The sequence below is a fragment of the Bacillus sp. Marseille-Q3570 genome (genome assembly GCF_946151055.1).
Lineage (GTDB): Bacteria > Bacillota > Bacilli > Bacillales > Fictibacillaceae > Pseudalkalibacillus.
Map to the genome: position 1 here is coordinate 66,064 of NZ_CAMGYZ010000014.1, position 23,472 is coordinate 89,535.

At 40.6% G+C, this 23,472-nt stretch carries 19 protein-coding genes and 1 pseudogene; 13 read left to right on the forward strand and 7 right to left on the reverse strand.

What is annotated here, in order from left to right:
* Window positions 1-5 precede the first annotated feature (5 nt).
* A complete protein-coding gene (locus tag N8M93_RS17825; protein ID WP_261133982.1) occupies window positions 6-1,295 on the reverse strand; it encodes an MFS transporter in 1,290 nt (429 codons plus the stop codon).
* A 170-nt stretch (window positions 1,296-1,465) separates the two neighbouring features.
* Between N8M93_RS17825 and N8M93_RS17830 the strand changes: the two genes are divergently transcribed.
* From N8M93_RS17830 to N8M93_RS17855, 6 genes and pseudogenes are all read left to right on the forward strand, one after another.
* Window positions 1,466-1,978: a helix-turn-helix domain-containing protein gene (locus N8M93_RS17830; RefSeq protein ID WP_261133983.1), complete on the forward strand. Its 513-nt coding sequence runs from the start codon at window positions 1,466-1,468 to the stop codon at window positions 1,976-1,978.
* A gap of 512 nt (window positions 1,979-2,490) precedes the next feature.
* Window positions 2,491-3,102, forward strand: a complete 612-nt coding sequence (gene wrbA, locus N8M93_RS17835; RefSeq protein WP_261133984.1) for an NAD(P)H:quinone oxidoreductase — start codon at window positions 2,491-2,493, stop codon at window positions 3,100-3,102.
* 308 nt (window positions 3,103-3,410) lie between these two features.
* Window positions 3,411-3,488: pseudogene (locus N8M93_RS22910) on the forward strand (hypothetical protein); the annotation flags it as partial.
* Window positions 3,489-4,007: 519 nt separating this feature from the next.
* Complete coding sequence (locus tag N8M93_RS17845) at window positions 4,008-5,198, forward strand: ThiF family adenylyltransferase (RefSeq protein ID WP_261133985.1); 1,191 nt, start codon at window positions 4,008-4,010, stop codon at window positions 5,196-5,198.
* 1 nt (window position 5,199) lies between these two features.
* On the forward strand, window positions 5,200-6,441 hold the full coding sequence (locus N8M93_RS17850) for an MFS transporter (protein ID WP_261133986.1): 1,242 nt from the start codon (window positions 5,200-5,202) through the stop codon (window positions 6,439-6,441).
* A gap of 267 nt (window positions 6,442-6,708) precedes the next feature.
* Window positions 6,709-7,950, forward strand: coding sequence for a helix-turn-helix domain-containing protein (locus tag N8M93_RS17855; protein WP_261133987.1), 1,242 nt, complete (start codon window positions 6,709-6,711; stop codon window positions 7,948-7,950).
* 175 nt (window positions 7,951-8,125) lie between these two features.
* Here N8M93_RS17855 and N8M93_RS17860 read toward each other — a convergent pair whose 3' ends face one another.
* Window positions 8,126-9,244 (reverse strand): AbrB family transcriptional regulator, encoded by a 1,119-nt coding sequence (locus N8M93_RS17860; protein WP_261133988.1) that lies wholly within the window; start codon window positions 9,242-9,244, stop codon window positions 8,126-8,128.
* Window positions 9,245-9,353: 109 nt separating this feature from the next.
* On the opposite strand from N8M93_RS17860, the gene N8M93_RS17865 reads away from it, so the two are divergent.
* A complete protein-coding gene (locus tag N8M93_RS17865; RefSeq protein ID WP_261133990.1) occupies window positions 9,354-10,226 on the forward strand; it encodes a LysR family transcriptional regulator in 873 nt (290 codons plus the stop codon).
* 256 nt (window positions 10,227-10,482) lie between these two features.
* Here N8M93_RS17865 and N8M93_RS17870 read toward each other — a convergent pair whose 3' ends face one another.
* The 3 genes from N8M93_RS17870 to N8M93_RS17880 form a co-directional block, all read right to left on the reverse strand.
* On the reverse strand, window positions 10,483-11,781 hold the full coding sequence (locus tag N8M93_RS17870; RefSeq protein WP_261133991.1) for an Nramp family divalent metal transporter: 1,299 nt from the start codon (window positions 11,779-11,781) through the stop codon (window positions 10,483-10,485).
* Between the two features lie 111 nt (window positions 11,782-11,892).
* The gene (locus N8M93_RS17875; protein ID WP_261133992.1) at window positions 11,893-12,600 is read right to left on the reverse strand and encodes a GntR family transcriptional regulator; all 708 of its coding nucleotides are present in this window, start codon (window positions 12,598-12,600) and stop codon (window positions 11,893-11,895) included.
* A 34-nt stretch (window positions 12,601-12,634) separates the two neighbouring features.
* A complete protein-coding gene (locus N8M93_RS17880; RefSeq protein WP_261133993.1) occupies window positions 12,635-13,987 on the reverse strand; it encodes an FAD-dependent oxidoreductase in 1,353 nt (450 codons plus the stop codon).
* A gap of 117 nt (window positions 13,988-14,104) precedes the next feature.
* On the opposite strand from N8M93_RS17880, the gene N8M93_RS17885 reads away from it, so the two are divergent.
* Both N8M93_RS17885 and N8M93_RS17890 read left to right on the forward strand, forming a co-directional pair.
* Window positions 14,105-14,650, forward strand: coding sequence for a DinB family protein (locus N8M93_RS17885; RefSeq protein WP_261133994.1), 546 nt, complete (start codon window positions 14,105-14,107; stop codon window positions 14,648-14,650).
* A 144-nt stretch (window positions 14,651-14,794) separates the two neighbouring features.
* Window positions 14,795-15,004: a LysR substrate-binding domain-containing protein gene (locus N8M93_RS17890; RefSeq protein ID WP_261133995.1), complete on the forward strand. Its 210-nt coding sequence runs from the start codon at window positions 14,795-14,797 to the stop codon at window positions 15,002-15,004.
* Window positions 15,005-15,022: 18 nt separating this feature from the next.
* On the opposite strand, the gene N8M93_RS17895 is transcribed toward N8M93_RS17890, so the two are convergent.
* Window positions 15,023-15,736 carry a phosphatase PAP2 family protein gene (locus N8M93_RS17895; protein ID WP_261133996.1) on the reverse strand — a complete coding sequence of 238 codons (714 nt, stop codon included), beginning with the start codon at window positions 15,734-15,736 and terminating at the stop codon, window positions 15,023-15,025.
* A 413-nt stretch (window positions 15,737-16,149) separates the two neighbouring features.
* Window positions 16,150-17,967 (reverse strand): LysM peptidoglycan-binding domain-containing protein, encoded by a 1,818-nt coding sequence (locus N8M93_RS17900; RefSeq protein WP_261133997.1) that lies wholly within the window; start codon window positions 17,965-17,967, stop codon window positions 16,150-16,152.
* Window positions 17,968-18,308: 341 nt separating this feature from the next.
* On the opposite strand from N8M93_RS17900, the gene N8M93_RS17905 reads away from it, so the two are divergent.
* The 4 genes from N8M93_RS17905 to N8M93_RS17920 all read left to right on the forward strand — a co-directional run bounded on the left by N8M93_RS17905 (window position 18,309) and on the right by N8M93_RS17920 (window position 23,423).
* Window positions 18,309-18,800: a DinB family protein gene (locus tag N8M93_RS17905; RefSeq protein WP_261133998.1), complete on the forward strand. Its 492-nt coding sequence runs from the start codon at window positions 18,309-18,311 to the stop codon at window positions 18,798-18,800.
* Between the two features lie 831 nt (window positions 18,801-19,631).
* Window positions 19,632-21,737 carry a BglG family transcription antiterminator gene (locus N8M93_RS17910; RefSeq protein ID WP_261133999.1) on the forward strand — a complete coding sequence of 702 codons (2,106 nt, stop codon included), beginning with the start codon at window positions 19,632-19,634 and terminating at the stop codon, window positions 21,735-21,737.
* A 21-nt stretch (window positions 21,738-21,758) separates the two neighbouring features.
* A complete protein-coding gene (locus N8M93_RS17915; RefSeq protein WP_261134000.1) occupies window positions 21,759-22,025 on the forward strand; it encodes a PTS sugar transporter subunit IIB in 267 nt (88 codons plus the stop codon).
* Between the two features lie 30 nt (window positions 22,026-22,055).
* Entirely contained in the window at window positions 22,056-23,423 is a 1,368-nt protein-coding gene (locus N8M93_RS17920; protein ID WP_261134001.1) for a PTS ascorbate transporter subunit IIC, read from the forward strand.
* Window positions 23,424-23,472: the final 49 nt, after the last annotated feature.

Consider the following 23,472-nt stretch of genomic DNA (forward strand, 5'->3'; position numbering starts at 1 on the left):
ATGGTTCAACTGTTAAGTGAGACGTCCATTTGCTGATTTTCACGCGTCTTCACAGCCCAGATTGCAATGAGTGAGATGATTGACGTGAAGATGATATAGATCGCAACCGGAACATAGGAATTGTTGAAGGTAGCAAGCAGGGCGGTTGCAACGAGCGGAGCTGTTCCACCAGCCAGCGCTGCACCGATTTGATAGCCGAGAGAGATTCCTGTATAACGGACCTTTGCATCAAAAATCTCTGAAAACATCGTTCCAAGAACGGCAGTGATTGGTGACCAGATGATTCCTAAACCTATCACTGTGGCAACGACGAGCAACACGACGTTTTGCTGCTGCAGCATCCAGAAGTAAGGAAATGCAAACAGTGCCATTCCAATTGCTCCAATCATATACAGTTTTCTACGGCCGAATTGATCAGACATCCTCCCCATGATCGGAATCAAGATCGTCGTGATGATGGTGGCGATCATGACTGCATTCAATGTAGCGGTTCTGGAGTAACCCAGGTTGCCGGTAGCGTATGACACGACGAAGGTACTGAAAATATAGAATGGTGCTGTTTCTACGACTTTTGCCCCGATCGCAATGAGTACTTCACGCCAATAGTTCTTAAAGGTTTCGACAATCGGAAGTTTCGGGACCTCTCCAGACTCTTTCACTTTTTTGAAAGCAGGTGTTTCATCAATGCCTTTACGGATCCACAACCCGAAAATGACAAGTAGTGAACTCATGATGAATGGGACACGCCATCCCCATGTAATAAAACTGCCTTCTGGAAGCAAGCTTATGATTGAAAGGGCGATGGTTCCGAGCAGCATCCCGATCGTCACGCCCATCTGAGGGATTGCACCAAATAGACCACGTTTTTCTTCAGGCGCATATTCGAATGCTAATAAAAGTGCACCGCCCCATTCACCGCCGATTCCGAGACCCTGGATCAAGCGCAACGTGATCAATAAGATCGGTGCCCAAATGCCAATGGCTTGATATGTAGGTAGAATTCCCATTGCAAATGTCGCAGCCCCCATCAGGCTAAGGGTCAGGACAAGGGTTTTCTTTCTGCCGATCCGGTCACCGATGTGGCTGAAGATCACACCTCCGAAAGGTCGGATGAAGAAGGCTAATGCAAATGAGGCATAGGAGAGCAGAAGGCCGACAGTCGGGTCTTCGTTCACGAAGAACAATTGGTTGAAAACGAGTGCGGCTACGGTTCCATATAAAAAATAATCAAACCACTCGATCGAGCTTCCTACTAAACTAGCAATCAATACCCGTCGTATTTGTTTCTTTTCCACGGTGATTTCCTCCCTGAAAATTAAAGTGGTACTTCAATTTTTCTGTTGCGTCGATTTTAGATAATTAAAAGTTTTCTGTCAATAGTACTAAGCAATCATTTAATCTCAAACTTCCAGAGCGGATGGTCATGTATAATAGAGTCAGTTAGATTACAAAGGGAGGTATCCCAATGCCTTCGGATTCGATTGGGAAACAGATCAAATCATTAAGGAAAACGCGTGAGCTGACGTTGAAGGAATTAGCGGAACGAACAGGAGTTTCGATCAGCTTTTTATCGCAAGTAGAGCGTGGAAAATCAAGTGTAACATTAGAGTCGTTGAAAAAGATTTCGGATGCATTGGAAGTTAATCCGAGCATCTTTTTTTCGGAGAACCGAGCACGGGAAGAATCAGGTATGGAACATGAATCCTTCCACTATGAGGACTTATCCTGTGGTATACATAATGCTGTCTTTTCACCCATCATGGTGACGTTGAAGCCAGGCGAAAATAAAGGCAGTGCTTTTTCCCATAATGGTCATGAGTTTTTGTTCGTGATTGAGGGGAGGCTGACTGTAGAAGTAGAGGGGGAAAGAATCGAACTTTGCGAACAGCAACCATTCATGTTCGATGCAGGAAAAGTGCATTACTGGTATAACTTTTCCGAGAAAGACGTAAAGTTTTTAGTGGTTACATCTAAGTAAAAAGCCCTTCATTATTTAGGAAGAGTCGTGATAGGCACAGGCACGTCAATAAAACGTGCCTTTTATCGTTGGTCAATTTATAGCCTTTAGAAGAATGTAAAAGAGTTGAGTCTATTTTTATGTTCCAGATTGTTCATGCCATGATATTACGCCCAGCGAAAACCGATACAGCCAATAATAAATAATAATGCTTGATCCCCTTGCCAACACCACTGTGCTGAAGTGGTGTTTTTTATATTTGAAGAAAGTATAAAGTACTTTCTTTCAATTTAAAAATTTCAAAAACAAAAGGAACCTTATCGAAAAATACACCTTACCATTAACCAAGGATTGAAACCACTATTATAAAACTTCTGTAATGGGGACAATAGCTGAAGAGCAGCATAGCACAAAAAGGTCACTATTTTTCGATGGAGGTGGGTCTATAGGATATCAATCATTAGACTAGGAAGGTGGTTTATATGCGTTTTTTAGAAAAAATACTTAGGAAGTCAACAAAGGAGATGGATAAGATGTCAAACGTCAAATTAGCAGTAATCTTTTATAGCATGGGTGGGACAAACTTTCAATTGGCAAAATGGGCTGAAGAAGGGGCGAGAGAAGCTGGTGCTGATGTAAAAGTATTAAAAGTAGAAGAATTAGCACCAGAATCAATCATTGAGAGAAATGAAGCGTGGAAGGCAACTGTAGAAGCCACAAAAGATGTACCAGTGGCAACATCTGATGACATCGAGTGGGCAGATGCAATCCTATTTAGTGTCCCAACACGTTTTGGAAACGTGCCGTCACAAATGAAACAATTCCTGGATATACAAGGTGGTCTCTGGATGAACGGTAAGACGATTAATAAGGTTGTAAGTGCTATGACCTCTGCTCAAAATCCACACGGTGGCCAGGAAGCTACATTGTTATCTTTATATACTTCTATGATGCACTGGGGTGCTATTATTGCCGCACCTGGGTACACGGATCCAGTACTGTTTGGAGCAGGTGGAAATCCATATGGAACAAGCGTAACAGTCGATCAAAATGGTAAAATGGTTGATGATGTCGAGGGTGCTGTGAAGCATCAAGCCAAACGTACTGTTACAGTTGCTGAATGGGTGAAAAATGGAAACCAATAATTGAACTATCCAGGCAGCGCCAATCATACGATTGGTGCTGTTTTATATCAGTTGTAGGGGGCGGAATGGTATTGCCTGTCGCATTCGCTTTCACATATCGGATCGCTCCTCCGGATAAACAGGTGCTGTTATGGGCATTGTTACAGCCCCGATGTTACTGGCTCCTGCTAAAATCAATAGAACATTAATGGTTGGGAGTGATGTGGAATGTGTTCTTTGGTTCTCAGTTTTCAGGAAATGGAGAAGACACAGCTTTCGCTCGTTGACGGTAAAGGGTTGAATCTAGGAGAATTATCCAAAAACCTGATCGAAATTTCAGCGGTTATCGGGAATATCCAAAATACGGAATGGTCAATCGTTACTTCCTGTATAAGCAATTTCTTATGATGTAGTATGAAGGAATTAAAAGTATTACACCTGTAAGCTTCTCTTTTAACATTTTTTACGCATACTGATTTTTTCATGAAATGAAAAGGCAAAAAAAATAGCTGTTCTGTTATCTTCTTGCCTTTTATATTTTTCAATTTTAACGTTACAAATAATAGGAGCCCCAATGAACACAGGTCATAGAACTCGCTTGCATAAGAGTGAAGCGATCTCAGCTTGTAAAACAACTGATTCCACATTTCGATGAGAGTCGAACCAAATAGCATTTACAATATAAAGGAAATCACATTTAGGAGGAATATCTGAGGGATTATGGAACAAATGCTATTAAAAATGGATGTGTACCATTTAGTATTTAATTTACAAAAATAAATAAAATTAATAATTATTAAAAATGTTCAAAAAAGTTATTTACAATTTTTTCTGAATATTTTATACTGTTAGTAACTTACATATCGGGGAGGTGAGCTTCATGGTCCGCAAAACGGTTATCAAGTCAAGCGTAGCAGGGTTGGGTCTTGAGGGATAATTCCCTGGAAAAGCCTGGTGTATCCGGGCTTTTTCTAATACTGAAAGAGGTGAGGTTAATGGAAATAAAAAATATAAGCCCTAAGATGAAACCCGCTTACCCTGTAGTCAAAATGAATGGAAATGTGTATATCGGAGGATTTGGAACTATCACTCAGTATGATGATAGCGAGGGCATGATTAATAAATTGATTGAGTTGATGGATGGAACAAATACCGTCAAGGACATAACAGAAGTAATGTTAGCTTCCTATCCATCTCTAACTGAAGCAATTGTTGAAGAAGCTATATTAGATATAAATAATGATGGTTTTTTAGAGGATACAAATTTTGTTGGATCTGAAGTATTAAGTGAGTATGAACTAAATCGATACCATCGGAATATCAACTTCTTTTCTACATATTCATCCTTAGGAATGAACAAATATGAGATCCAGGCGAAAATATGTAATGCGAAAGTTTGTCTCATTGGGCTTGGTGGCTTAGGTTCACACATTGCTTATGATTTAGCGGGACTTGGTGTAGGCCAGATAAAAGCGATTGAATTCGACACAGTAGATTTATCAAACTTAAACAGGCAAATCCTATATAATTATGAGGATATAGGTAAACAAAAAGCTAAATTGGCAGAGGAAAGGATCAAAGCTTTTAATCCTGAAATTAAGTTTGAAACAGTTGAATTGAAAATAAGTTCTTCTGAAGATGTTTACAACGAAATCAAAGACTTTGATTATGTGATCCTGGTTGCAGATCGTCCGAAAACGTTATTAGCCAGATGGGTAAATGAAGCGATTGTAAAAGCCGGGGTCCCACTATTAACTGCAGGATTAGAAGCACAAAGAGCAATGCATTATACAGTTATACCAGGCGTGACCGGCTGTATTGAATGTTGGATGAACAGTGTAGAAAATAAAGATCCTGTATCATTTGCAATCTTAGAAGAAAGGCGTAGATTAAATCTTACTGGAGATAATACTGCAATTGTACCGTTGGTCTCCACAATTACAGGATTTATATGTGCAGAACTCGTAAGATTAATTACGGGGATAAGAAAAAGTACGTCAACTGGTAAATTGATCTCCATTGATTTCGATACAATGACTACAAATATTGCGGAGGAATGGGAAAAGCAGCCTGGTTGTGAAATGTGCTCTAAAATTACTGATGAGATAGGTGTCTAAAATGAATTTCTCTTTCTATACGCTATGGGCCAGTTACTTTATTTCTAAAATAGGTGATTGGTTATTCCTTATTGCTTTACCCTTGATTGTTTACGATTTAACTGGTTCAGCTTTTTATATGGCAACCTTATATGGAGTTGAATTTTTACCGTGGTTATTATTTTCTTTGTTCGGAGGTATCCTGGCTGATAATCTGAATAAAAAATTCTTGCTTATAACGGGTAATACTTTATCAGCTGGTTTTGTATTGTTTCTGATATACTTATTAAAAGCACCAGAATTAAACATACCCTTACTATATGTAGCTGTCTTTTTGCTAGCATCTATCAACCCATTGATACATCCAGCTTTCCAAAGCATTGTACCTCTGGTGGTCAAGAGAGAAAAGATAGTCAATGCTAATTCAGCTTTACAATTGGTTGAAAATAGTTTGAATTTAATTGGACCAGTATTAGGGGGAGGGATAGTGGCATTCTTAGGTGGAACAAATGCTTTGCTTATTGATGCTTCCTCTTTTGCAATTGCCGCATTATTGATGGTGTTTGTGAGATTGCTTGTACCGGATTCCTCTCAAACGAATCAATCAGAAATAGTATGGACGAAACGGATCGGAAGAGACATTGTTGAAGGCTTTAAGTATACAGGTACCAATAAGGTGATTTTATTCGGAGCTATGTTATTCTTTTTTACGAACTTGGGAATCCATCTATTTCAAAGTAACTTTATGTTTTATTTAAAGGATACCTTGGAGCTGAGTGCGAATCTAATCGGTATTACAATTGGATTATCGGGAATAGGTCCTATACTTGGAGCTTTTGCTGCACCGTATATCAATAAAAAAATGAACTCAGGACGTATTATTCTTTGGTGTACAACTCTAGCCGGCGCATCAATGTATTTATTAATAATTTCAGAGACTTTTTGGCAAGTTGCAGTCTCCCAGTCGCTAATCATGTTCTTTGGAAACATTAATGTTATAACGTATTTCTCATTAAGACAACAAATCGTCCCATCCCATATCCTCGGGAGGGTAATCAGTGTGACTCGAATGATTTCATACGCTTCCATACCTTTAGGTGCATTTTTAGGTGGTTATGCTATAAAATTAGGGTTGTCCATATATCTCATCATTCTAATTGGCGCAACGATACGTATGGGAATAGGATTAATCGGATTTCTTACACCTTTAGGTTCTAAAGATACGATTAATAATGCCAAAGAAACCATTGAAGCTATAAACTAAAAAATAGCTGCTTGTAAGCAGCTATTTTTTAGTTATGTACTTATCTTTCTTCGACGGTCTCATTTCCACTTATTGGCCATATTTCATCGCCCGATGTTATAGTTATTGTGTGAAAAGCAAATAAGCAGAAGGCTAAAATTAAAATTACTTTTTTGAACATATTTAACACTCCTATACTTTTTTAAATTATGTTATAATGTTAATACATACCAAAATAATATTCAACAAAAAACTGGTGGATATTAGAAAATTTTCGGGGGTTTGATCATGCAGGTAGGATTGAGAATAAAAGAATTACGAACTAAAAATAAACTAACCCAAGGTGACCTGGCCGAAGGGGTAAGTACTCGTAGTTACATTAGTCTTATTGAAAAGGGGAAAGTAAAGCCTTCGATGAAAATTCTTGAAAAAATAACTGAGAAACTCGGTTGTACATTAGATGATATTTTGAATGCCCCATATAATTCGAATATTGTGAAAAACGAACTTGAAGCAGAACTATTTAAAACTGAATCGAAAATTTTGGAAAATAAAACCGTAAATCTCAGTAACATCAAAAAAGTCATTGAACCTCAAAAATCTATATTAGATGCCCAGTCCATTGGTATTTATAACTGGATATTGGCTGAAATAGAAACAGATAACAAAGAAAATCATTACCAAAATAGTTTGGAGTCTTTTGAATCAGCTAGGGACTATGATAGATTGGTACGAACATTAGACAAATTTGCAGATTTTCAAAATCACAAAGGAAATTATAAAAAAGCATTAAAGATATTAAATAAAGCTTATGACTATATAAATTTGTATAGCATTAATGGAATCAATAAGATATCAATTCTTTCAAGCCTTGGAATTACTCATGGGAAACTTAAAGAATACAATTCAGCCATTCATTTTCTAACTAATGCACTTGAATTGAATCGATCCAGCAACCTTTTATATAAACATGGTCATATTCTAATGTCATTAGGGATTTGTTATCGAAGATTAAAAGAGTTTGACAAAGCGATTATTTCCTACATGGATGCTTTAGAGTACTTTATCTTCACTAAAGATTCTTCTAGGCAAGCTGCGACCATATATAATATAGGTTTGCTACATTTTTACACTGGCAATTATAAAGTATCGAAACAACGCTTGTTGGAAGCCCTAGGGTTATATAGCCAATTAAGTGAAAGTACTAAAATGGTCATTGTGAAATTGTCATTAGCTGATACGTTGATAAAACTTGAAGAGTATGAGTTGGCTTTGAATCATTGTGAAAATTGTTTGAAGATTGCAAGTGATAAAAACGAAGTAGGAGAAGCTTATCAGAAAATAGGAGAAATTTATTCATCAAAAGGTGATTCGGATAAAGCAATTACAAATTTCAAATTAGCTATTACTAAATTTGAAGAGATAGACCCTTTATATAAAAATACACTTCTACTATTAGGAAAAGAATTTTATAATATAAAAAACAACGAAGAAGCAGCTAAATATTTTCATATGGGATATGAAACCTAAAGAAAAGACGAACCTCATAGGGCTCGTCTTTTTTATTTAACACCTAAAAAATAGACCGGATCGACATATAACAACGTGGATATTTTCTACCATAACTTCAGGTGTAACGATTTCACCCCCTGAAAGCCCCCTATGGGCCATCCTCTTTTTATCTCTGTTTGCTTGTGGTTTTCCCTCAACTTGATAGTCCCACCTTTTTCTTTTCATAGTGTTCGATCAGTTTGAAACAAGGTGGTAAAAAGAGGAGGACGACGAAAATCCGGAGGACCTGGACGGCAACGACGAAGGTGGAATCCCCATTCAACAGGACGGATGTGGTTGCCATTTCCGCAATTCCGCCAGGTGCAAAAGCTAAAGTTGCTGTAACGAACGTAATCTCTGTCAGCTCGGATACGATGAATGAACAGCCGAACATCGCCAGGATGAATCCTACTGTACAGATCAAGGCAAGGTTGACGATTTTCCCCAGCCCGATCAACATCTCCTTGTGGAACATGGCACCGATGCTTGCTGCGATCAAGATTTGCGCGAGTACCATGAATGTATGTGGCCACCAGGCTACCATATCATGACCGGCAATTGATGAACCAGCTGTCTGAAAAAGCGCTACACCCAGCATGCTGCCGATTGTCCAGGGTGCTGGTAACTTCAGCTTTTCCCCTAAAATCGCCCCTCCACATGCTGCGAAAACAAGAGCGAACGTCCAAAGCAGCTGTGTGAACTGGAATTCTGGGCCAGCCATCATAGAACCGTTTCCTGCAGCGGCGTGATGAGGCGTCACTAGTAAGTATGAAACAATCATCGGAATCATCAAAATGACGAGGAAAACCCGGATCGTCTGAATGATGCTTACGATTGCCGTATTTGCCCCGACTTCTTCTGCGATACTGGGCATTGCCGTCAATCCTCCAGGGGCAGTGCCGTAAAAGCTTGTCAGCATATCTGTTTTACTGAATTTCCATAGGACATACCCTGAAAGGATGGAGAAAACGATGGACATGATCAGCATGAAAATGATGGCGAGTGAATTTTCCATGAAGACATTCATGACGGACAAATTGATTTTTTGCCCCAATTCGATTCCTAACAGGCATTGCCCGATACAGATCCAGAATTTCGAGATCCCTTGTTTCGTTTGTAGAAAGTTCGGTTTTCGATAAGAAAGCAAGGTCGCAACAATCAGTGATCCGATCATCCAGCCGATCGACAGACCTGTCAAAGAGAGGAGGTAACCACCGATGCTGCTTATAAGGATGAACATCATGTTGCGTAAAAATATGTTGTTTTTGTTCATAACTCAACTCTCTCCCTTATATAAAAATATAGTATACTTCTTGATATAAATAAAATATTGGAATTGTATAGATATCGATAATATTTTATTATATCTGGGAGGGATGTTGATGGAAACTCGTGATTGGTCGATCCTGCAGATTTTATACCGGGAGAAAAACATTACAAAAGCAGCGAAACAGCTTTATATATCGCAACCAGCTCTGACGAACCGGCTGAAACAGATCGAAAGGGAATTCGGTGTGAAAATCGTCAACAGAGGGAGGCGGGGTATCCAGTTTACATCCCAGGGGGAGTACCTGGCGAAATGCGCAGATGAAATGCTGTTGCGGATACGGAGCATCAAGGAGAATGTCCATGACATGAGGGACATTGTGTCAGGGACATTAAGACTCGGGGTCTCGAATTATTTTGCTCATTATCAATTGCCCGGGGTCCTGAAGCTTTTCAAGCACAGGTTCCCGAATATCGAGTATAAGGTCACGTCTGGTTGGAGTAGTGAAATCGCCCCTTTATTACCGAAGAAGGATATCCACATTGCCTTCGTGAAGGGGGATTTCAACTGGGTGGATGAGAAACATTTGTTATTTGATGAAACGATATGCGTCGTCTCTAAAGATCCAATTCAATTGGAGGAACTGCCAGAATTGCCGAGAATCGATTATCGGTCTGAGTATTCCTTAAAGAGTGTAATCGATAACTGGTGGGCTGAACAATATACACATCCTCCATTGATCAATATCGAAGTGGATAAAGTCGATACATGTAAAGAGATGGTGCTTAACGGTTTGGGATATGCCATCATGCCGAGCATGATCCTGAGGGATACGGAAGGGTTGCATACCATCGATCTGAACACAAAAGCGGGAGATCCGTTATTGAGGCGTACGTGGATGCTGTACCACAAGGAATCCCTGAACCTGAACATGGTCAGGGAGTTTGTCAGCTTCATCAAAAGCATTGATATGAACACCAGCTTTTAATTTTTTGTTATATAGATGTACTTAAGATTTCTTTGGATAGAATTGCTCCAAAATCAAAAAAATACCTCCCGACTTCAACGGGAGGTGCCCACAAGGAAAATGTATACGATACACTATTATTGGTTTTTGCTTAGAAAAGACGACCTGGTTGCCTCTCGCTAAATACAAATGCGTGAATAAAATTATAAATGTAAGCGGATTCAAAAATTTGCATAATCTCAAATAGATGACTAAATAGTAAAGCAATTTATATTGGTTAGAATAAACTACTAAGCAAGGTCCATGTTGACCAAAGGGTAAGTCCAATCAAAATTAGTAATAGGACATTTTCCCACCATTTATTGGCATATTTACCGAGAAGATCTTTACGGTTTGTTAAGATGAGAAGGCCAATGGCTACAGCCGGCAATAATAAGACCTGCCATGCATTTACGATTATTGTTAAATAAACAAATCCTGGCATTGACGGAAGAGCCCAAATTACAGGCAATACTACTGTAATTAAAAGGGTGAATTTATACAAGGGATCTTTATTGAATTCATTGTTGTATTTTTTTGCTCTTTCAGGGAAAGTAGTATAGATGGAGTCGACAAAAAGGTTTCCAAATCCAAGTGCATACCCAATGACGGTACTGAAGCATGCACCGAAAACCCCGACATAGAAAAGAATGCCGCCAAATATTCCGAGTGTTGTGGTGAGTACTTGTGCCATATCCGAGACACTTTCTATAGTTTTGCCTTGAGGGTGTAGAACTTCTGCACCGAGTACCCATACAGCGATATCGATGATGATGATCATTAGTATTCCAAATAAGAGGTCATATCTTTGAAGTTTTAAATATTTCGGTCCATTCCATCCTTTTTGTTTAAACAAATAGGGATAAACCAAGTTGGACATCGATCCAGCAACAGCACCTATTAGCGAGACCACGAAAACCAGCGTGCTAATTCCACCTACATTATCGGGGATATCAAATGCTATCGTCCCCTTAACTAAAGCAGGAACATCGGGTCCTACCCAAAGTGCACTACCTACCAAACTAACAACCATTAATATCAGTATGCCTTTAATGGTTATTTCGATATAGTTATAGACTCCTCTTCCAAGTAAAGCCAAGGCCACAATGACTACAGCAATGGACCAACCAAATGTAGTTCCGGCATTACTTAGGTGAAAGAGAGCTTCTCCAGCTCCTTTTACAAGATATGCAGCATAAAAATGTGCCAGAAAAAGGCTAGCAATTCCAAATATGAACGGCAGGTACCTGTATAGTCGTTTATAACCCTGGAAAATGGTTTCCTGATGGACATTACAAAGGGCGTACTTAGAAATGATATTGACTAAGATAAATCGCAATAGTAAAGCAATGACCAACCCCCACATAAGGGCATAACCATAGTGAGCACCAGAAACCGACATATCAACCAAGTCACCCGCACCCAACCAACTTAATACCATGATTATCCCTGGTCCAAAAGAAAGTATATATTGCCAAAAACTTATTGGCTTACGTGGCATTTCCTGTTGTGGTTTTTTTTCAACTGGAATTGACACTTTATTTCCTCCCTTGATATTTTAATTTCAAAATAAAAGTTTTTGTTTCACTATGAATAATTTAGTAAAGTGAGTGGGGGTACGATCACCTCCTGTCATGATTCCCCTTTATCATTTGAAATTTTCTGAAATAAATAAGACTAATACTTTTTGAGCGGTTAAAAGATGCTTTCGTAATACCTTGATTGCTTCCTCGGTTTGATTGTTTTTTAAATATTTAATGATTTCCCAGTGTTCATTCTCTGAATCTTTCGCCCATTGGTCATTTTTTAAAGAATAGTAGCGAAAACGATTTATTGTATATTGTAGCGAATCAAGGAACTGTTCTAATCTGCTGTTGTCCAAGGATGAAGTTAGTATTGAGTGAAAGTTTGAATTTGCTTTGCCCAAATGTATCGGGTCATTTAATTGTGTTTCAGCGGTTTTTAAACACGTTTCCAACTGTTGGATTATCGTATCGTTAGAGTGTGATATTAAACGTAAAGCTTCTGTTTCGATTATCAGACGGATTTGATAGATTTCTTCGATTTCTCTTACTGTAGGTATGGAGACGATTACTCTCCGGCCAGGTAATACTGAAACCAAGTTTTCTTTTTCTAGAAACCTCAAAGCTTCTCGTATAGGAGTACGGCTTACCGATAACTTAGATGATATCTTGTTTTCGCTTAACAATTGTCCTGGCTTTAAGGAGCCATCAAGTATTGCCTTTCTCAAGGTTTGTAAAACAGCTTCTCCTAAAGGGACATAGGATGGAAATTCTTCTAAGCTCTCTATATCAAGTTCACCGTCGATAATTAGTTCTTCTTTGACATTTTTCATGAATAACTCCTTTTAAACTGTAGAAATAGGTGTATTAATTAAATACACGATCTCCTAGGAAAACACCCTGTTCCTCTAGCACTTTTTGTAAATTTGGTATATCAAGATCTGGCATAGCTACATTTTGTTGTGCTGCTAAAGCTGCAGCTACTCCTGCACTTTCTCCCATAACCAAACATGGAGCCATATTTCGCGTTGCACCATGGACATATGAGCTTTCAACCGATATGCATCGTCCTGCGACTAATATGTTGTTTAAGTTTTTAGGCACTAATGCGCGATATGGGATATCAAATGCACCATCATCACCAATTTGATAAAATCTGGCTTGTCCAGTATCAGGATCATGAATATCAACAGGGAAACAAACCTGGCCGATAGTATCCTCAAATTTGCGTCCAGCATTTACATCCTCATCTGTAATCGAATATAGCCCTTCAATATTCCGGGTTTCTCTTACCCCCGCAAAAGCAGCAGGTATATAATAGGAGTTTTCAAAACCTGGAACATATTCTTTTAAGAAGTCACCGATTTTCGAAACCTTTTGTGTTAGTTTTACAGTTGCATGTGAAAGCGATAAGGGATCAGTTCCGTCAATTCCAATCATTGCCGAAGTGTTGACGTTTATCTGGTTTGGCCATACTGTGTTGAAGAAAACAAGGTGATCCTCGTTAGGAAATATATCTTTCTCGAGGATAATATCATTCCATTTACTGAAGGAACCGTTAAAGTAAACTGGAATTGGTTCTGGGTAGTCATCACGTTTTGCCATTGCAGGCTCCGATACTGAAATAGCATCAGCGATCTTTTTAGTATCTGTTCCATGGAAACGAAGCATCATTGAAACCGGTTGCATTTTTCCGGTTTTCGACTCTCCCTTTCTGTAATTAGCTCCCGCAAATGTTGCTACATCAGCATCTCCGCTAGCATCTACATATCTTTTTGCATAGATCGTCCGTACACCGCCTTTTAGTGCCACTTGGACCCCGTCAATGTTACCTTCATCATCAGTATCCGCTCCTACAACGTTAACCCCATATAAAACAGTTACCCCCGCTTCATCCAATAATTCTGTTGCAAGAATCCTAAACAATTCTCCATCCACGGGTGTTACCGAATGGACAAAGGTACCGTACGGAATGTGACCAACCGCACCGCCTCTTTTAATTAACCGGTCAACAATTTCTTGAGCAATTCCATAAACGACCTGCCGCCCATTTTTTGTAATGTAATTATGAAGACAAAGACCAGTAGTTGCATTACCACCGACAAATGGTTTTGATTCAAGCAAAGTAACCTTGGCTCCTTGTCTGGCTGCAGCTGTGGCTGCCGCAACCCCAGTGACTCCTCCACCAATAACCAGCACATCACAATCCAATTGATTCACCATATAACCTCCTATTAGAATTCAGTTTTTTGTGAATATTCTAATTATATGGTATTGTATACATGTATACAAGTGAATTTTTAAAAAAATTTAAATAGTGAAGGATGGTGATTTGATATGGGGGAAAACCCGAAGGTTTTACTGTCCAAGATAGAAAACATAATTTTTACATATATCAATTCATTGGACAGTTATTCGTATGAGCAGTTGATATGGAAACCAGAAAAGGGTAAATGGTCAATTGGCCAGATGTACAATCATTTGATATCTGCAACCTTAAACAGGTATTTCAAATCGATTGAAAAATGTATATCAGAAACAGAAAGCATAAATGAAAGCATGCTTAAAAAATCGGATGCGGGGAATGAAATATACGAACTGGGAAGTTACCCTCCTGTCAAAATAAAAGGGAGACCGGATTCAATAGTCCAAGCCCCTCAGAATCCAAAGACGAAACAATCATTATACGATGGGCTCCAAACTATATTAATACAAGCAAGTCACCTCGCTCCAAGAATAAATGACAGTGACTTTAATAAAAAAGTCGTCCATCCTCGTCTTGGCGCATTGAACGCAATCGAATGGTTCCAACTAACCGAAATGCATTTCCGCCATCATCTCCGTCAAAAGAAAGAACTGGAACAATTACTTGACGTTAGATAGGCTATATCCAATTGAATGAACTGCCAGAATTGCCGAGAATCGATTATCGGTCTGAGTTTTCCTTGAAAAGTGTAATCGATAACTGGTGGGCTGAACAATATACTGATCAATATCGAAGTGGATAAAGTCGATACATGTAAATAGATGGTGCTCAACGGCTTGGGGTATGCGATCATGCCGAGTATAATCTTGAGGGATACGGAAGGGTTGAATACAATCGATCTGAAAACAAAAGTGGGAGATCCGTTGTTGAGGAGAACGTGGATGTTGTACCACAAGGAATCCCTGAATCTGAACATGGTCAGAGAGTTTGTCAGCTTCATCAAAAGCGTTGATATGAATGATGCGAAGTAAAAATCCCTATTTGTAAATTCAAAGGGTGTCTTTTATATTTTGATGCTTCAGAAAGTTTATGATGATTTCTCCGATCTGGCGGCCTAAGCTCAATCCTTCAACGTTATCTATATTAAAATGGACGCCTGCATATAAGCGGGATGCTGCACTTCCCTCCATAACCGTTTTTAACCCCGGTGATTCTTGTGGGAAGAAATAACTTAAGATCACCTCTGCACAACCAGCAACGGTTGCATGGGCAGAAGGGTAGGCTGGAAAGCGGGGAGTAGGTACCACAGTCGGCAGATTTTCATATTGGCATGGGCGGGCGACATCCCAACCATATTTGATGATCCATGTCAGTATGAAGACATCATTGATCGCCGCATGGAAACATCCAAGTATCCGTGCTGCATACGGGGAGGATAGATCATATTTCTTAATCAGATTGTAAATAATCGGGTTTATCCTCTGAGTTGTCTCCACTGTTCCCCAATAAAGCGCAAGGTTCCTTAGTTGGGGCGTCAAGGTATTCACTGTCTGTATTACATTCTGTAATTCCGATGCCCAGTCAATGTCTTGAGGAGGTCTGATTTTCCATTCAATAGGGGTATGAAATGGGTCAAAGAAGAGATTACCCGTGCCTCTTCTAATGAAAAACATCGGCCAGCTTCCTGCTTCCGGGTGACCCTTTGGTGGATTTTGTTCTCCTGGGTATGGATATTCCGACCATTTTCTGTATTGCGTAACCATTCAGCCCACCCCCTTTTAGAAAGGTTTCCTCCTTGTTCCTTATGTTGCTGGGTAGGAGAATAGAACAATAGAGAGCAAGAAGGCCATACTGACCGTGGGATTCTAATTATCAAGTGGAAAAATCGTTTCTTTTCTATCAATCGCAGCAAACGAATCAACTGCTAGATTAATAAAATAGATGATCATGCTTTTGGAGTTGATGCTCTATTGAGAAAAATTTGATTTGTCATCAATCTTATTTTCCTCATTATGAGATTCTCCAGTTGTGTCCAATCTATTTACCAAATTAAAATAATCCCAATGAAGGCAACCGAAGAATGGTTGCCTTTTACTTTTGCACTTGATATTTTGATCCTTCGAAAGTGTTCCAATATTCTAACTTTTTAATGAACGGGGGGATAGGCACCCACGTTCTATAAAAAGATTAAACTTGATGCTATTTCCTTCAGATGCGGTTGATCTGCCCATAAGATGAAGTAATTGTAAGTTTCACCTTGGATATTAATCGGGGTTGGATACCTTACGATTAAAGCGGATTGATTCAACATTTCTGCTGGTTGGTCCGCAGAGGGAAAAATGTAGCAAGCTTCTTGGTTTTGAATTCGTGCCTTCAAGATTTTTGGCTTGGATCCATAGGGCATTAATTGATGGAAAGCTTCCCCATGACACACCTCATCCAATTTTTCACCAGCTGAAATAGCAGATATTTGAAAGAAACCATCACCACCTTCGTATCTTTCTTCGTTCACTTTTCGCCAGTTCGATGGATATTGAAAACGAACCTTGTAGGTAGTGTTCGTATATGTGTTTTGGGATACTTCCATGATGGGTGTTGGAGACCATTGAAGAGACTGGATGTTAACTCCTTCAATTAGTCGGATTGGAACAGGGCGATTGAGGTCGATAGCCCACATTTCACGGGCAAATTCCTGTTCCCTGCACCCACTAAGATATGCTATTTTTGTTCCGTCTGTAGACCATGTGACAGGTGATGCAAAACAATTGGATATAGCCCAAATTCGATCCTCTTCTCCTCGCCTCCCCACCGTCCGGACTTGGGAAAAATATCCTCTATCTTCCAGGGCAGTGGCACTGTAAGCAATTTTTAAAGAATCAGGAGACCATTCCGGAAAATAATTCTTTGCAAGGGGCCCGCCTTTTACTTCAAACACATTCCCTGTTGAAAGCTCAACGGTGTGGATGATGGAGATACTGACACCAGGTGTTGTATAAAGTACAAAGCTTCCGTCAGGTGATAGCTGGGCATTATTAAGTCGCCCTTCTGTGTTGCTTGTCATTTGCTGTTTCCCTGTCCCGTCGATTTGTATTCGATAAAGCTGACTGATTCCTGATTCATCCGGTGCCTGAAAAAGCAGTTCCATACCATTCGGAAACCATTGAACATCTGTTGATTCGGGTTGTTGGATGCTTTGCGCCTGATGAGACGGTACGTTGTACAAGATAATGTGACCTTTCTTTGTATATGCAATTTGGGTGCTGTCAGGTGACCAATCCAATTTGAACTCAACCTCATCTCCTAACTGATCGATTTGAGCAATAGAACCTGTTGCAACCTCAATGATATAGATGATTCTGTTCTTTCCTACAAACGCAATTCTCCTGCTGTTTGGTGACCATTCAGGTCTTGAAAAGGAGTCACCTAATCCACTGGTAAGCTGCACGTTCTCCCCTGTCCGGGGGTTATATAACCAAACATCATAATTCCCACCCCGATCAGAGATATAGGCAATCCTTCCTTGGCCACCAGGAGGGGCGTATGGAATCATCAACTTCATACCAGGAAATAGTTGAGAGGATGGAAGTTGGTTTACCATCCGGATAAGCTCATGATTTGGCGCCCCGTTCGTTATTACATTAAAGCGCCCTGCAAGCTGATACAGTGTATCCCCTGGTTGGACGATATAATAAGGAACACCTGGAGGAACCTTTAATAATTGACCGATCTGAATGGCATAAGGTGGTTGAAGTTGATTCGCCTCCACTATTACTGAAGATGGAACATTATATAATTGTGAAATTCGATACACTGAATCTCCTTGTCTAACCCTTACCATGTCAACCCCAGGCGGAATGGAAAGCTGTTGACCAATATAAATCGTGTAAGGAGCTCTCAAATTGTTTGCAGCAATAATGGAATCTGCCGGAATTCCCCATCTCCTGGAAATCACGTACACCGTATCACCTGAACGCACTGTGTAAAAAGTCTGCATGGTATCCACTTCCCAAAAGGTAAAATTTCCATTAGTAAAGTTGAAGTATTAAATGGGAACACTCTCTCTGCCCATATACTATTCGATAAGTGGTGCAAGGTTCATCAAATATGAGTTTATAAATTAATTTATAAAAACCTTTTATTTAATTTTGAATGATTTTGGAGAAATGAAACTTATTCCCTTTCTTTTTTAACCCTTCATTAGTTATTACACCGACCTAGGGGGGCATATACCCATCCAAGTTTTTTTGGGTAATAAACATTTGGTAGGAGATTTACCAGTTTGAGAGAATTCCTTTAATAGTGATTTTAAAGTTGGTTGAAAAGGAGAGCGAGAAGATGGAAGTATTCGTAACCCAATATGATTGGATCCAGCGCACAAGGGAAACATTATTCAGTTATTGCGAAACATTGTCCCCCGCCGATTATGTGAAAGAGCTTGAAATCTTTGGTGGAGATTCGATTTGCAGTATGCATGTCCATGTTGCCGATTGTTATCGGGTATGGTTGGGAAGACGTGCTCTCGGAAAATCCCTTCCCAGATTAGATGAAGAGTCCGTTAACAACGTGGAAGAAATGCGTGAGGTTTTTAGGGAAACGGATGACCTTGTTCGTGAATTTCTGAATAAATTTCAAGGCAAATGGGACCAAACCATTCCAGTAGACTTTGAAAATGGCAGTAAGGCAGAATTCACTACATTATGGCTTTTCACACACACAATCACACACGAGTTTCACCATAAAGGACAAATCGTAAAAATGGGTAGACACCTCGGGTATATCCCACCGGATACGGACCTCATTGAAACGGATGCTTTTATGACACGATGAGGGAGAGTCATTTCTTCAGAAAGGGATAGATCGATTGAGCGACAAGGCAGTTCCATATTAGTATGCTGCATCCTTTAGATTAAAATGATCAAACTTGGCTCTACCACAGCACACACCTGTGGTAGTTTTTTTGTTATGGAGACAAATAGTTTTGAGGCGTATTTTTTTGGAGTGTATCCTGTGGGGCTTAATCGGGACAGGAGAAGGAAAAAAGAGCGATGCCCTGTCCTGAAACAGGTCCATTCGGGACAGGAGAAGGAGAAAAGAGTGATGACCTGTCTCGAAACAGGTCCATTCGGGACAGGAGGAGGAGAAAAGAACAATGAACTGTCTCGTAATAGGCCTATTCGAGACAGTAGAAGGAAAAAAGAGCGATGGACTGTCCCGAAACAGGTCCAACTGAGACAAGGAAAGAAGCAAAAAATGCAAACTTGTCCCGTTCTAGATTTCTATTAAATAGGTTTGGTTATCATAAATATAACGCTGTTTACAGATGAGGATGGATGGGCACCACTAGGAAAAACTGTTGATCAACGGAATAGGACTTTTCTTTTTGAATAGGAAAGGAAAGAGAATCGGAAAGGAGGCTTGGCACAATAGAATATCCCCAGGTGGGTTATCATACCGACCATGTTAGAGGCAGATAATCTAATATGGTCTTTTTTGCATTTCAACAAGAGTACAACTTTGCAAACTTTGAATTTACAACATTTACACATTGGAAACCCTTACAACAGCTTGATAGAAGCGTTACTATAGAGACAGATGATGATCATCAGAATAACTAGAGTGCAATTTTGCAAAAAAGAATCATAGATAAGGGGGATCCCCATGGTATTGGATAGAAGGCGTGCACACTTGTTATCCATCATTCAACAATCCAATAGTCCCATCCCGACAAAAGAATTGGTCAGAAAGATGGGGGTTTCGCAACGCACCATCTATTATGACCTGCATCATATCAATCACTGGTTGGAAGAACAACACTTGGACCAGATTGAAAATATCAGAGGAAAAGGTCTCTACCTGCCTGGAAATACACGAGCTGAGGTGGAGGTTCATCATCAAGAAGGATATGATGGCTGGCAATATCAATTATCCAAACAAGAGCGTGAATTGTTGATCAAAGCTACCATTCTATTAGAAGAACAGGATGCGTCTATGGACCGTTTCATGGAACTTACGGGAATGAGCCGTGGGACGGTTGCTGAGACGCTCAAGTCGATCAAGGAAGAACTCGATCGGAACGAACTGGAGCTCCATTACAAACCTGGATCCGGCTATGTTCTGGAAGGAGCTGAAGATAGCAAAAGACGGATGCTGTCAGACGTTCTATCCATAGTCCTTTCACATAAAGAGCTGGTAAATGTGCGCAATGAAATCCTGCGGATGATCCAGCTGGGCGATGAAGGGACGGATCAAGGGAAGAAAGAATCCGTCAAAACACTGCTTTATGAAGCGGAAAATGAACTAGGATTGACCCTTACGGATGAGATGGTTGAAATCTTATCCCTCCAAATATTCATCATGTTAAAACGAAATCAACTAAGGAAATTTTTCGCTGTCGATCCGGAAGAAAAGAGCGTGCTCCAACAGACGGAGATTTACCAGGCGGCTGTGCATATCACGAAAAAGCTTGAGGAGATGTGGGAGGTCGAGATTCCTGATGATGAGGTTTGTTTCATAACGATGAACCTTCTTGGGTCTAAAGTGCATCATGATGATTTCAGTCGTTATGCTGAAAGTGAACTGATCGGACTCCAACAGGTTGTCAGCAGGATGATCTCCGACTTCCAGACCTATGCATGTGTCATTTTTGATGACCGGAGGGGACTTGAAAAGAATCTCATTTCCCACATAAAACCGACCTATTACCGATTGAAATACGGAGTGAAAATCGGAAACGAATTATCCGAAAGCATCCAGGAGAACTATCAGGATCTGTTCCATTTGACAAAAAGGGTGATGCTTCACCTCGAGTATTATGTCGGCCAACCGATTCCTGATGAAGAAGTCGCCTATATCACGTTGCACTTCGGCGGCTGGCTTACGAAAGAAAAGAAGCAGGTCGAGACGAAATATAAAGCGATCATCGTATGTGAGAATGGAATCGGTACGTCCAACATGCTGAAGGCGCAATTAGAAAACCTGATTACAGGACTAGAAGTAATCGGAACACTTTCCATGAGGGAGTTCCGGAAGAAGGATTACAACGTGGATGTGATCTTCTCCACGAATTTCATCAAACCGAAGGGAATTCCAGTCATCCATGTGCCGGCCATCTTATCCACCACGGAAAAAGAATATGTGTTCCAGCGGATGAATGAGCTTTTCAGATCGGAGTCGAGACGGAAGGATTTGCCGGAGCAGGTGCTGGAGGTTGTTGAACGGCATGCAACCGTTTATGGAAGAGAGGAATTGAAAAAGGAACTATCGGAGTTGTTGAAAACAAAGTCACCACAAACAAAGGAGCTACGGAAACCTATGCTCAATGAATTATTGACAGAGAAAACGATCCAGCTTAAAGACAGAGCTGTTGATTGGGAGGAGTCGATCAGAATCGCTGCACAACCACTCATCGAATTGGATTCGATCCGTGCTGATTACGTGGAAGCGATGATCGAAAATGTGAAGGAACTTGGCCCGTACATTGTCATCGCTCCGAGGATTGCAATCCCTCACGCACGCCCTGAGGCAGGCGTAGAACGACTGGGGATGAGCCTGTTGCGATTGAAGAAACCTGTTTACTTTTCCTCACAACCGAAGCATCAGGCGCAATTGATCATCGTGCTTGCAGCGATTGACAATCAGACGCATCTGAAGGCGCTGGCTCAATTGACAGAACTTTTATCAAATGAAGAGAATGTCGACCGATTGATATCTGCGGAAGACAGTGCGTCCATGATGGAACTGATCGATCGATATGTCACTGCTTAAACATAAAGGAGGAATTTTGAAATGAAAAAGATTTTAGTCGTATGTGGAAATGGATTAGGAAGCAGCATGATCGTGGAAATGAACGTCAATGCGGCGTTGAAAGATATGGGTGAGGAAGCTGAAGTATCCCACACGGATCTTACGACAGCGAAGACCGAACAGGCAGATCTCTATCTAGGTTCTGAAGATATTGTGGAAAGCCTGGAAGACGGAAAGAAAAACGTCGTCAAGCTGAAGAATCTGATGGATAAGAATGAACTTCGAGAAGCACTCGAAAATAATTTGTAATTCAAATTCAAACCAAAGGGGCGGTAACACATGGTCGATTTAATTATGAATGACATTCTAGGGACGCCTGCCATCCTGGTCGGATTATTCGCGCTGGTCGGGTTGCTCGTCCAAAAGAAAAACTCTGGGGACGTTGTTTCAGGAACGCTTAAGACAGTATTGGGCTTCGTCATCCTCGGAGCGGGGGCAGGTGTGCTTGTCCAATCATTGGACAAGTTCAGCACCATGTTCAATGAAGCTTTCTCAGTCGATGGTGTCATCCCGAACAATGAGGCGATTGTCGCTCTCGCCCAGGAGAGCTTTGGAACTGAGACAGCAATGATCATGCTTTTTGGAATGGTCGTCAATATTTTGCTGGCACGTTTCACGCCATTCAAGTATATCTTTCTGACAGGTCACCATACGATGTTCATGGCGTGTATGATCGCGGTCATTTTAAAAACTGGAGGATTATCGGGTTTTCCAATGGTCATCATCGGTTCGATCATCTTAGGGTCGTTGATGGTATTGTCTCCTGCAATGCTGCAGCCGTTCACTCGCAAGGTGACAGGTTCTGATGATTTTGCGATCGGGCACTTCGGGTCCATCGGTTATTTCGTATCCGCCGCGGTTGGAAAAGCAGTTGGTAAAAATTCAAAATCCACGGAAGAGATCAAGGTACCCAAGTCACTCGGATTTTTGCGTGACACGTCTGTATCCGTTTCGTTGACGATGGTCATCCTGTTCTTTATCGTCGCAGGATTTGCAGGTTCTTCCTATGTTGAATCAGAATTGAGCGGAGGACAGAACTTCCTTGTCTTCGGCTTCATGCAAGGTCTTACATTCGCTGCAGGTGTGTACATCATCTTAGCAGGTGTCCGTATGCTTCTCGGTGAAATCGTCCCAGCCTTTAAAGGAATTGCCGATAAAGTTGTCCCGAATGCAAAACCAGCACTCGATTGCCCGGCAATTTTCCCGTTTGCAAGCAACGCTGTCATCATCGGATTTTTATTCAGTTTTATCGCGGGGTTGGTCTGTATGGCATTCTTGCCGTTGCTAGGTCTAAAAGTAATCGTTCCTGGATTGGTGCCGCACTTTTTCACAGGAGCTGCTGCTGGTGTCTTCGGAAATGCGACAGGAGGACGGAAAGGGGCGATCTTCGGTTCGATGGCGAACGGGGTCATGATCAGCTTCTTGCCAGCACTGTTATTGCCTGTCCTAGGTTCACTCGGCTTTGAAGGAACAACATTTGGAGATGCAGACTTCGGTGTCGTTGGTATCGTACTCGGCAACCTCATCAAATTAATCCAATCGAATATCCTTGTTGTACTCGTCATCCTTGGAATCCTTGCACTTCTATTCTGGATCGGATGGAAAACCAAAGCCAATGACAATCGTAATAATACGGAAGCTGCCTAATGGATTGGTTGTAAGCGCAGCATGTTTAACACCTTTTTACGACGGGTAA

Excerpts from the sequence above, each read along its gene's own strand:
- N8M93_RS17860 (WP_261133988.1), bottom strand. The coding sequence starts at position 9,244 with ATGAACAAAAACAACATATTTTTACGCAACATGATGTTCATCCTTATA.
- N8M93_RS17920 (WP_261134001.1), top strand. The coding sequence starts at position 22,056 with ATGGTCGATTTAATTATGAATGACATTCTAGGGACGCCTGCCATCCTG.
- N8M93_RS17830 (WP_261133983.1), top strand. The coding sequence starts at position 1,466 with ATGCCTTCGGATTCGATTGGGAAACAGATCAAATCATTAAGGAAAACG.
- N8M93_RS17900 (WP_261133997.1), bottom strand. The coding sequence starts at position 17,967 with ATGCAGACTTTTTACACAGTGCGTTCAGGTGATACGGTGTACGTGATT.
- wrbA (WP_261133984.1), top strand. The coding sequence starts at position 2,491 with ATGTCAAACGTCAAATTAGCAGTAATCTTTTATAGCATGGGTGGGACA.
- N8M93_RS17865 (WP_261133990.1), top strand. The coding sequence starts at position 9,354 with ATGGAAACTCGTGATTGGTCGATCCTGCAGATTTTATACCGGGAGAAA.
- N8M93_RS17890 (WP_261133995.1), top strand. The coding sequence starts at position 14,795 with ATGGTGCTCAACGGCTTGGGGTATGCGATCATGCCGAGTATAATCTTG.
- N8M93_RS17885 (WP_261133994.1), top strand. The coding sequence starts at position 14,105 with ATGGGGGAAAACCCGAAGGTTTTACTGTCCAAGATAGAAAACATAATT.
- N8M93_RS17905 (WP_261133998.1), top strand. The coding sequence starts at position 18,309 with ATGGAAGTATTCGTAACCCAATATGATTGGATCCAGCGCACAAGGGAA.
- N8M93_RS17855 (WP_261133987.1), top strand. The coding sequence starts at position 6,709 with ATGCAGGTAGGATTGAGAATAAAAGAATTACGAACTAAAAATAAACTA.
- N8M93_RS17850 (WP_261133986.1), top strand. The coding sequence starts at position 5,200 with ATGAATTTCTCTTTCTATACGCTATGGGCCAGTTACTTTATTTCTAAA.
- N8M93_RS17875 (WP_261133992.1), bottom strand. The coding sequence starts at position 12,600 with ATGAAAAATGTCAAAGAAGAACTAATTATCGACGGTGAACTTGATATA.
- N8M93_RS17915 (WP_261134000.1), top strand. The coding sequence starts at position 21,759 with ATGAAAAAGATTTTAGTCGTATGTGGAAATGGATTAGGAAGCAGCATG.
- N8M93_RS17895 (WP_261133996.1), bottom strand. The coding sequence starts at position 15,736 with ATGGTTACGCAATACAGAAAATGGTCGGAATATCCATACCCAGGAGAA.
- N8M93_RS17910 (WP_261133999.1), top strand. The coding sequence starts at position 19,632 with ATGGTATTGGATAGAAGGCGTGCACACTTGTTATCCATCATTCAACAA.